The organism is Vibrio sp. 10N.222.46.A1 (assembly GCF_041473595.1).
In the GTDB taxonomy this organism is placed as follows: Bacteria; Pseudomonadota; Gammaproteobacteria; order Enterobacterales; family Vibrionaceae; genus Vibrio; species Vibrio tasmaniensis_A.
This window is the reverse complement of record NZ_JBFRSN010000022.1, coordinates 1-10,711: the sequence shown is the minus strand read 5'-3', so window position 1 is coordinate 10,711 and position 10,711 is coordinate 1. Positions and strand designations below refer to the sequence as shown.

Here is a 10,711-nt window from a genome sequence, read left to right as displayed (position 1 = left end):
ACCTAGTGCAGCGCTAAAACCATTCGCATCAAACTGCTCTCTAAAATCACAAACAAGAACTTGGGACTCACGACCAAGCAATTGTTGGCCTTTTTTGACTGGAGCATGAATCACTCCTTCAAACGGAGTTCCACCAATCTGGAAGATGCTCGGAGTGTACGAATTTTCAAGGAAGGTTAAAACAGCAGAGTTTTGCCAATCAAAGTCGCCATCAAAGACCACACCGTAACGGTGACCATTGTGTTGGGCAATATTAGAAAGTGTATGCAGAAAAGTATTGGTTGGGTTTGTCATAGTTAGCGTCCAGATTCATCTAAACACAGTTTATCACAGCCAAATAAAAAGCCGCATAAAGCGGCTTTAGAGGAGTAATGAAAGTCGTGACTTAGTCTAACTTAGATTGTACGAATGCTAGGATTTCTTCCATTGTTGTATCATCAACTTTCTTAAGATTTAACGCCAAGTTTGAACCCTTACGGCTATATGACGCTCGACCTTTAATAAGTTCAACTTTTGGAGAAGCTTTCTTCGCGGGTGCTGGTGCTAGTTCGAGCACCCAACCTTCTAAAGTCTCTGTCACGTCTTTTGTTAAACGAGTTACGCCTTGAGCTTCGCTGCGCTGCCACACAAAACCTTCAGAAGCACCACACTTGGTCAGTAATGTTTGTTGCTGCTCACTAGTAAGACCGCTAAATTGTTTGTGTAACTTAACAATAGTCGGACGGCCAAGATCGCTCACATTTGGGTAAGCTTGTAATAATTCAAGTGGTAAAGCGGCCGCTTTCAACGCGCCACTCACCAAAGCTTCACTGCACTGGAACATTTTAGCGAGTGCTTTCTGGTCTTCAGCTTCGCCTTTATCAAGCTTCGCTTGCATCTCCTTCCCCTTCTCATAGAGAGAAAGTGGTTTATGAGCGTTAGCTACATCTGATAAAAACTTAGCATGTTCGCCGTTAATGTTTTCAGCGACATAGATCAAGAACTCTTTGTCAGCCAAAATACATGACATACGACGACGGCTACCATCAAGAACTTCAATCTTGCCGTCTTTGTTCTTACGGCCAACCGCTGGATATTGCTGGCCGCGCTCTTTAAGCGTAGTTAGTACGTCAGAAAGCGCGTGCTCATTCAAGAAAGACTGCTCACGAGCATTCTCTTCAAAAACAACCGTTCGTGTTGCTACATCAGCGGCTGGAATTCGAACCAATTCAAATGAAACTAAATCTTCACCCGCAACAGAAAGCTCAATCACTTGAGCTTGCTCTTTTACCGCAGTTTGAGCTTCTTGTGGCGTAGCTACGCGACGTTTGTTTGCTTTACCAAATAGCTTTGCATTTAAGTCAGATGTTTTAATTGCCATTCTTGTTATCCCTGATTAAGTGAAGGCCAGTTGCTATGTAATACACGCTCTAATTCTAGAGCACTTTTTTGTACTGCGTCTTGAGCCACAGCCAGAGTTTTCTTACCGCCCTCAAAGTCGCTTACCGTCAGATCGAAAACCGTGCTGTAAGTGTCAGCACAAGTTTCAAAGGCGCGGCTTCTTGGAATCGTGGCCATCATTACTTGGTCATTCAACAGGTAGTTCATCTCAGTCAGAACTGATACCTGCTTTTTATTGTCGTCTTCAAACATCGTTGGCATTAGACGAACGAACTCAAGCCCTTTCCAATCGTCCGGGAACATTTCATAAACCGTTGGCAAGTGCTGGAAGAAGTTAACCGTTGAAGCCCAGTCCAAACGCTTGGCTGCACATGGTATTAAAAGTGCGTTCGACGCGTACATTGCATTCCACACTAACGGGTCCACGTGTGGTCCAGTATCAATCATGATCACATCAAAATCATCGGCGATTTTGTCGATAAGCTTTTCTTTCAAAAGACGAACAATATCAAGTGACTGATCTCTAGACAGACTTTGCCATGCTTCAGCGTTAAACATCGCATCTTCTGGGAAGGCTGAAATAGTCTTCAAATTAGGATACTGAGTTGGCAACAGCACGTTCTTACGCAAGAATTCTAGGTCAACATCCTGCTCTTCTGGCACATTATCCAACATGATATCAACTGCAGAATAAATGCTGTCATGCTCTGCACCACTAATTTGTGGGTTTAAGAACAGACGCAAAGAGCCTTGTGGATCCAAGTCAATCAAACAGATACGGTAGCGCTTGTCCAAATTTAGAGATAAGCACGCAGCTAAGTGAACTGCCGTCATTGATTTACCCGTACCGCCCTTTTGGTTTTGTACGTTGATAATCCATGGTTTGTTGTCAGCATGCTGCTTACGTTGATGGAACTTCGGCACTTCTGCCGCGTCCATCAACATGTGAGCTTCTGTCAATGAAATCGAGTAGTGATTGGCATTGTTCTTTGTAAACTGATGGCCATCAGCTTCAAGTTTAGTGATCGCTTCATCGAGTTTACGACGCGTTAAACCAGAACGAGTCTCCATCATAGCTTTAGACATTGGAGGGAAATGTTCATCACTTCGCTCTTCCAAAATAATCTCAATTCGGTCAGCCTGAACTTGTTGAGTTTGTTCGGCTAGCTGATAGAGCTTATCAATCGTTTGTTCTCTTTTCATTGCCAGTTTCCGTAATGATTAACTAAGTACAAATTGTACAGCGATTAACAACAAACACAACAAAAACATGAACATGCATTTATGAGTAAACTCACATAAAATAGACAGTGTTTTTACAATTTGATGAAACATCACCTCAGAGTAATACTGAAAGTCATCATTTTCATCATGCACAACCATGTTATTTCTAGTGCACATTTAAAATGTTACAGCATCACTTATTTACAATGTAAATGAAATTATCGCTAAAAAACTGCGGAACGATTGAAACACAACTATAGATTACGGTTGGTGTGATTTGCATTCGAATTTATAGATTTTCAATTCAATAAAAATTAAAAAACGCTCAATGGACAAAAAATTCAAAACAGAAGAGAAGAGGAGGTGCAAAAAAAACAACAGAGGATTCTAACCTGAGCGGAAGAATGATCATGGAACATATCCAGTGTAAGATAATTAATAACACCCAATTATGAAGCATGATCAAGGCGTAAACTTAGCAATATTGATCCGAACAACTGCACATTACAAATGATCAAATTACGGAAAAATGATCAAGTAAATATCGTTCCGGAAGCATGTAATTTAAGAGCTAAGTTACGGACAAATGCTTTTGCAATGGGGATTCAACGCCTATAAGGGCTCAATGATTGAAAATTCAATCTACACTGACCGAGAATACGCAAACATGACAATTTCATGATCATGCTTCCAAGTTAACTCCCACCTGCGCTAAATACATCAAAGCTATCCATTTTCAACAGATACAGATTAAACTTTATCCTAAATAGGGCGGGAAGGATAAAAAGTACCATCACTTGATCATTGTTCCTATAGATTGGCCATCATAAATATCCACATTGATGTGTATGAAGTGACTTAGAAGATGATGTTGACTTCCGAACTGTGGATAAGCTGTATAAGTATAATGATCATGCTTTCAAGCCAATAATGATCATGCTTACAATGACTTAATGATCATACTTCTGACGCTCTGTGATCATGCTTTCTTTGATTTAATGATCATAGTTTCGGGGTTTTTATGATCATGCTTTCCAAGGGGTTTTATTTTAAACTTTTAAATTCAGCAACTTAAAAGCAAAGAAACAGCCAGATCATTAGATCACTTAATCATTTAAGATCATATTAATCAAAAAGATCAGTTATTTAAAAGCTAATAAATTCTCTTTATTTATGATCATTCTTTCTTTATCATTCAGGAACTATAGTGAAATTACGGTTAGTGTGATACGGATCAAAAATGAAACCAGAAGAGAAATTGTTAATTAAGGCACGAAGCCACAAAGATGGTCATTTATTTGAGGTATCTGAAACAGCCGTTGAATGGATAGAACAATATCAACACTTCAAAGGTGTCACCAAAAGCATTGTTGAGCTTCTTAACCTAATTTCACTTCGTGGGTTTAGCAGCAAAGACGGTTACGTTTCCACTACCGAGATTATTGAATCAACCGATGGCCAAGTTACTCGTGCAGCCTTACAGCAAAGGTTAAGAGCTGCGGTCAGTATCGGTCTTTTCAGGCAAATTCCGGTTCGCTTTGAAGAAGGTCTTGCTGGTAAAACTATGCTGCATCGCTTTGTTAACCCAAACCAATTGATATCAGTACTGGGTGCTACTAGCTTAGTGACAGAAAGCGTGAAGCAAAATGAGAAGCAAAAGCGATCTAAAGCTCTAGCTCAAACCAAAGTCAACAAACGCTTATTGAATGAACACGGACTCAATACCCCACCAACGATGAAAGACGAAGCCGATCAATTTATTGTGTCGCCAACCAATTGGGCGGGTATTATTGATCAAGCCTTAGCGCCCCCTAGAACGCGCAAGAGCTACCAAAAATCAATGGTTTCGATCTCTGGCACTCGAGCGGTGATCGAGACACGATCTTCAAAAAACATTATGACGGTTGATGATCTGATGACGCTATTCGCGTTATTCACGCTTACTGTTCAATATCATGATCATCACCAAGATGATTACCATCTAGACGCGAAACACACACCGAACAAAACACCACTTTACATCACGGATATTTTGTCCTTGCGTGGCAAGAAAGACAGCGGGCCGGCACGTGATTCGATCCGTGACAGTATTGATCGTATCGAATTTACCGATTTCCAATTGCATGAGCTCACAGGCCGTTGGCTTAGCGAGAACATGCCAGAAGGCTTTAAGAGTGATCGTTTCCGATTCCTAGCTAGAACCATTACCGCATCGGAAGAAGCGCCTACAGAAGGCTCTGACGGCGAAATTCGCATTAAACCGAACCTATACATCCTGGTTTGGGAACCTTCGTTCTACGAAGAGCTGCTGACGCGTGACTATTTCTTCCTATTTCCGCCAGAAATCCTGAAGCAACATACCTTGGTCTTCCAAATGTATTCGTACTTTAGAAGCCGCATGGCACGTCGCCATTCAGATAGCATGTTGCTCAGTGAGCTCAACCAGAAATTGGCGCGTAACATCGATTGGCGTCGTTTCTCGATGGATCTGATCCGCGAGCTCAGAAAGTTAGGTGAAGTAGGGGATCAAGAAGATACCTTCCTGGTTAACCTTTGGGGTTATCACTTAACGATCACCGCGTTGATCGAAAAAGGAAAAACGACTGATTATCAGGTTGATATCAAATGTAATGTGGAAGAAGTCTTACGTTACTCAAGAGCACGCACCACCAATGCAGGCAAGCGTAATATGGCACCAACGTTACCGAACCCACTGCGTAATGAAATGGTGTCTAAGCAGAAATTGGAAGAGTTGTCTGAGATTATCGATGGTGAGTTTGAGCCAATTCAGCGCAAAGCACCGTCGCCAAGAGGCAAATTGGGACGTCGAGTTAAGCAGCGTAAACACTCTGTTGAGATCAACGCTGACGAGATCATGATTACTCTCTCTAAATATACCTCTGCAGAGGCTCTAGAACGCAGTATAACGGCTTTATCTGCTATGACAGGGCATTCACATGCTTCAATCAAAGAAGAGTGTTCTGAGCTCATTGAGAAGCTTGATTGGTTGAGAGTAGGGGAGGACGTTATCCCATACGAAACACTGAGTCGCTTGATTGAGCTTTACAACGACCGTGACAGCACCAGCAATCGACACTTGTCTATTGAGCGTTTGATCTCTGGTTTAGCTGTGCGTCGTAAAGTGTGTAAACAAGTTCACGAAGGTCATTTAGACGAAAACGTGTTCTTAGCGCTCGACGAAATGGCGATTGGCCACTAACCACTAACCACCAATCACTGTCACTGCTCAGTTGTAAGAAGCCCGTATTTACGGTCGACGAATGGATAGTTTGAACACATTAGGTGCTGATTAAAACCGCACCTAACGCTGACAAATTGATGACAATGTAGCGCATCCAGTTGATTATTATTTATCCCGAATAGACAACCTTTTGTCCTTTCTTATGATTAATAGATTGGCTCATATTTTGTTACATCATACTGAATAGATTTTTGCGAGTTCCTAAGGGACTCGCTTTTTTTTGCCTGCAATTCGGCTAATCATTAACATTCAAAAGCTTACCATTTAAATTCTACAGCTTATGGAGTCCGTTCCTGAAGCATGATCAAGGTGAGATCATGCTTTCTACGGTGCTTATTTTTGATGGGGTTCAGCTTTGATGTTTGATCGAACAGGGGTTGAACAAGGAGTGGATCAGTGCAGTTGACGTAGAGCCATACCTTGATCATCGTTCTGGTGTTGACTTGCCATAAAGCGTACATGCGATTCGATCAATTTTTCTGATTCTTCTTTCCAGCGCGGTTCTTGTTGTTGGTTGGTAAACTCCAAAGCCAATACACACAAGTGCTGTAGCCGCTGTGTACACCACTCTTGTAAGTCAGGTTCTGATTTTGGATTACAAGACACAGCTTGAAGCTTGCTATAGGCAAACATCAGGTATTGGAAAGCTTTTTCCTGATGGTGCGAGCCACTAAGTTCGTTTGAGATAGATGGTGGGCTTGGTGGTGGAAGCTTTGTCGATGCCGTCAGAATTTCATCTTTATATCGATAAAACGTAAAGATTCTCAAGCATCCGTCTAACCAGCATGCGATGCCTTTGCTCTGTTCATCCGTGATCAAAGGCCCCCAGAGTGCATCTGGAGGCGTTAAGATCAAAGGCTCTAACTTCTCCACTTGATCATGCTTTCGGTCTTTGTACCAATTTCCGATCCGCTCTAACCAAGTGTCTAGTTCATTCATGCAACGTTATCCCACTGTTTAACATAGTGATTATCTGAAACTTGCTTGATCTCATGCTGTATTTCACTGCTTTGTTCACGAATACGATCAGCGTCTATTGAATAGTTTGGCTCATTTTTCACGAGTTCGCCAAATGGTAGATCAGGATCGGGCACAGCAGAGATCAATAACTTAGTGTATGGGTGTTGTGGGTTGGTTAAGATCGACTGGGTTGATCCCCACTCAACGATCTGTCCCTTGTACATCACAGCTGTCTCTTCTGCGATGTAGTGTGCTGTTGCGAGATCATGCGTAATGTACAAAAAACCTATCCCTAACTCTTTCTTCATCCTCTGCATTAGGTTCAAAACACCGAGTCGTATTGAAACATCCAACATCGAGGTGGGTTCATCGGCAAGGATAACCTCAGCACCGACTGCGAGTGCTCTGGCTAAGTTTATGCGCTGTCTTTGGCCTCCACTGAGCTCATGAGGGTATTTGGTGAGAGTTTCGATGGGTAACTCCACCAGCGTTAATAACTCGTTGAGACGCTCTGCGAGAGCTTGTTTCGTAGCAACTTGCTTGTGGATCTTAAGGGGCCGTGTTAAGTGGTGTTCAATGGTGTGGGTTGGATTGAGTGAGCCAAATGGGTCTTGAAATATCATTTGCACGCGGCTTCGGTAATCCAAGATATCTTTACGACTTTTTAAGGTAGAAATATCTCTGCCATTGAACAGTATTTCTCCCTCTGTTGGCGGATACACTTTGGTCATCAGTCGAGCGCAGGTGCTTTTCCCGCAGCCTGATTCGCCAACTAGTGCCAATGTTTTACCTGCATGTAAATCAAAACTCACCCCATGCAGTGCTCTAAAGATCTCTTCTTTGCCAAATCCACCACCAACAGTGAATTCTCTAACGAGGTTTTTTACTTGAAAAATAGGTTGTGACATGGAGCTCTCCTAGCACGCAGTTGCGTGAGCGTGTTCGTGAATATTGGGGAAGGAACTCCATAGCTTTTGGGTGTAGGAGTGCTGAGGGTTATTGCGAATCTCATGGGCTTGGTTGACTTCAACTATCTGTCCATGACGCATGATGGCAATTCGATCGCACAGTTGGCTCATTAGTGCGAGGTCGTGGGTGATAAACAATATTGAGAAACCAAACTCTTCTCTGAGTTGGTGTATTTGCTGCAGAATTTCGCGCTGTACAACCACATCCAGTGCCGTGGTCGGTTCATCCATGATAATCAACTTAGGGTTGAGCGCGAGAGCTATAGCAATCACCAAACGTTGACGCATCCCACCGCTAAACTGGTGCGGGTACTCGGTTAGACGGTGGCGAGGGATATTGACTAGGTCGAGTAACTTTTCGGCGCGATCTTTTGCTTGCTCGTTGTTCATGCCCTTGTGGTGGCGCAATACATCGGCAAACTGTTCTTCAATGGTCAGTACAGGGTTAAGCGAGTTCATCGCGCTCTGGAACACCATTGCGATCTCACTCCAACGTAAGGTGTTCAAGTGGCTGTCCGATAAGCTCAGCAGATCTTGCCCGCCAAACAGTATTTGCCCGCCAGAGATGAAAGCCGGTGGCTTATGCAGGCGGTTAATGGCAAATGCGATGGTACTTTTGCCACACCCGGATTCTCCCGCTAAACCAAAAATCTCGCCTTGGCCTATATTAAAGCTTACGGATTTTACGGCATTAAAATCGCCGTCATCGGTAATGTAATCGACACATAGATTCTTCACTTCGAGAAGAGGTGTCTCTGAATTTTCCCTAGACATGATAAACACTCAGTTATAATATTGATAACTATTATCATTAACATGTGTTGAATTTAGTGGAAGAGAAGAGCACAAAAAGAATGAAGTGACTCGAATTATTTTTTGATTATTTCATGAAGTTTCAGCGGGAAATAGGAAATGAGAACGAGGAAAATGAGAGGTGGATCAAACCACATTTCTTATGGGGAATCTTTTAAATGTAATGGCAGAAAATGGCTTTGGCAAAGTTTAAATGAGGCATTTATTAATTAGCTTTGTGAAGCGTCGGAATCATCACATTTCAGTACAGAATTGCTTAACAAGCGAAATAGCATTTGCTACAGATTACCTGTCCATTACATGGTGCTTTTCGGAGGAAAACATGTCCATTAATTCTATCAACCATGATGAAATGACAAATATTGCAAATAAGTGGGATGCTGAAGAAGAAGTATCTTTCAAACCAGAAAAGAAAATGAAATCTGCTGAAGCTCGTCGTCGTATTGAAGCTCTAAGAGAAATTAGAGAAAGCGGTTTTAGCCTGGAAGAAGCGAGGGAGCTAGGTCTAATTCATTAACAATCCCCATTGCATTTAGAAGGGTGGCGCACCGCCACCCTTTGATTTATATGCCTTTTTTAAAGAAGTTTGTGCTTTTTATAAGTAAACCATGCTCCTTGCCTCTCACCATTTAAATCCATTGTCCTTCCTCTACATTATTTGTTCTCGACTAAAAACATGCCCTTGGCATACTCTTTAACTAAGTTGTTTGACAGTTATATGCAACGCCACTAATTTTAAAGTTAAAGCAAAAATATGCGATGTTGTTGGTAAGGAGAAGGCTATGTCTAATTCGGTGGCTAAAGCCAAAGAAGTGCTGTTCTATGAACCTGAAGATCCAAACGGGTACCTGTCAAATTTTGCCGCTTGTCCTATCAAAATCGACGATCAAGTTTGGGCAACCAGCGAGCATTATTATCAAGCGATGAAGTTTGCCTCTCAAGCGCTGCGTAACACCATTCTCGAAGCCTCGACTCCTGCTGAAGCATTCTCTTTAAGCCGTGATTATGAAGACCAAGTTCGGGAAGATTGGTATGACATTCGTGTTGAAGTGATGCAGTTCATTGTCACAGAGAAGTTCAGGCAGAACCCACAGTTTGCGTTGTTTCTTACTAATACCGGAGATTCGGTGATAAAAGAACATTCGCACAAAGACCACTTCTGGGGGGATGGTGGCGATGGAACCGGCGAGAACCATTTAGGCAAGATTCTGATGGCAGTACGACAAGAGCTTCGTACTCAGCAACTGCATTTGATTGCTGCACACTAATCCATTTACCTCCGTGGTTCCAAATTAAGTAGGTCGATTACAGGTAAACTCTTTTAGCCCTTAAAGATGAATTAAAAAAGGCCGCCCTACTTAGCTTCTGTGCTAATCAGGGCAGCCTTTTAGGCTTAAGAGCGAGTTAGTCATCGAAGAGAGCTAAATTACGATACCTAAGCTATACCTTTATGCGAAGGTTACAACTGATGCTGTTGCTATAAGTAACTCTGTACGATGTCGTTGAGCTGACCATCGTCTTTCATTTGGTCGAGGCGCTGGTCGATGAAGCTTTGCAGTTTAGGATCCATCTCTGGGTCAAATGCTAAATGGATGGGGTAGTTATTAATCACTGAGCCAAACTCTTGCATCTGGTAGTCATCAATACTGAGTTTCTGCTCATTTAGGTTGTATTTGATTCGAGATTCCATTTCAACAAAAACGGTATCACCCGGAGTTCGGTTTAATACACGAAAAGCCGCGCTGTAATCTTTAACTCGAATCTCGTTAAGCTTACCTTGTTGGATATAAGGCTCTAGATTTGGATATTCAAACCCCACCAGCAATACAACCGCTTTTCCGTTTAAATCATCGATAGTGTTGAACTCAAATGGCTTCTTGCCGCTGCTAAGTAACACATGTTTTACATTGTAAATCGGATCTTTAGACAGGTTTACAGATTGGATATTTCCCCAACTTGGGCTGCCATAGGTGACCCAGTTTGGATTCTCTCTAGCGTCGAGCTTATCGATCATTCGGTTGAAAGGGTAGGTGTGGTAATCGATCTCGTATTGGCTGTCGTCAAATACGGCTTCAACAATATCCGAAACCATTCCTCTGTGAGA

9 protein-coding genes and 1 pseudogene are annotated in these 10,711 nt (G+C 42.4%); 3 read left to right on the top strand and 7 right to left on the bottom strand.

Annotated elements, in window-relative coordinates; translation table 11 throughout:
* From AB4496_RS01000 to AB4496_RS00990, 3 genes and pseudogenes are all read right to left on the bottom strand, one after another.
* Positions 1-294 (bottom strand): annotated as a pseudogene (locus tag AB4496_RS01000) (ATPase); the annotation flags it as partial.
* A 91-nt stretch (positions 295-385) separates the two neighbouring features.
* Complete coding sequence (locus AB4496_RS00995) at positions 386-1,360, bottom strand: ParB/RepB/Spo0J family partition protein (protein WP_009846015.1); 975 nt, start codon at positions 1,358-1,360, stop codon at positions 386-388.
* 5 nt (positions 1,361-1,365) lie between these two features.
* Positions 1,366-2,583: a ParA family protein gene (locus tag AB4496_RS00990; RefSeq protein ID WP_009846016.1), complete on the bottom strand. Its 1,218-nt coding sequence runs from the start codon at positions 2,581-2,583 to the stop codon at positions 1,366-1,368.
* Between the two features lie 1,261 nt (positions 2,584-3,844).
* Here AB4496_RS00990 and AB4496_RS00985 point away from each other — a divergent pair.
* On the top strand, positions 3,845-5,824 hold the full coding sequence (locus AB4496_RS00985; RefSeq protein ID WP_012601303.1) for a replication initiator protein RctB domain-containing protein: 1,980 nt from the start codon (positions 3,845-3,847) through the stop codon (positions 5,822-5,824).
* Positions 5,825-6,259: 435 nt separating this feature from the next.
* Here AB4496_RS00985 and AB4496_RS00980 read toward each other — a convergent pair whose 3' ends face one another.
* From AB4496_RS00980 to AB4496_RS00970, 3 genes are read right to left on the bottom strand one after another with little or no spacing between them, the layout of a single operon-like run.
* Positions 6,260-6,805: a transcriptional regulator gene (locus AB4496_RS00980; RefSeq protein WP_102257699.1), complete on the bottom strand. Its 546-nt coding sequence runs from the start codon at positions 6,803-6,805 to the stop codon at positions 6,260-6,262.
* Complete coding sequence (locus tag AB4496_RS00975) at positions 6,802-7,734, bottom strand: ATP-binding cassette domain-containing protein (RefSeq protein ID WP_102257698.1); 933 nt, start codon at positions 7,732-7,734, stop codon at positions 6,802-6,804. The genes AB4496_RS00980 and AB4496_RS00975 overlap by 4 nt, the downstream gene beginning before the upstream one ends.
* 9 nt (positions 7,735-7,743) lie before the next feature.
* Positions 7,744-8,568 (bottom strand): ABC transporter ATP-binding protein, encoded by an 825-nt coding sequence (locus AB4496_RS00970; RefSeq protein WP_009846021.1) that lies wholly within the window; start codon positions 8,566-8,568, stop codon positions 7,744-7,746.
* Positions 8,569-8,929: 361 nt separating this feature from the next.
* Here AB4496_RS00970 and AB4496_RS00965 point away from each other — a divergent pair, with 361 nt between their 5' ends.
* Positions 8,930-9,124 (top strand): PA3496 family putative envelope integrity protein, encoded by a 195-nt coding sequence (locus AB4496_RS00965; RefSeq protein ID WP_004732575.1) that lies wholly within the window; start codon positions 8,930-8,932, stop codon positions 9,122-9,124.
* 190 nt (positions 9,125-9,314) lie between these two features.
* Positions 9,315-9,875: an NADAR family protein gene (locus tag AB4496_RS00960; RefSeq protein WP_012601297.1), complete on the top strand. Its 561-nt coding sequence runs from the start codon at positions 9,315-9,317 to the stop codon at positions 9,873-9,875.
* Positions 9,876-10,084: 209 nt separating this feature from the next.
* Here the strand turns inward: AB4496_RS00960 and AB4496_RS00955 are convergent.
* A partial coding sequence (locus tag AB4496_RS00955; RefSeq protein ID WP_372130499.1) for a substrate-binding periplasmic protein occupies positions 10,085-10,711 on the bottom strand: 627 nt, incomplete at its 5' end.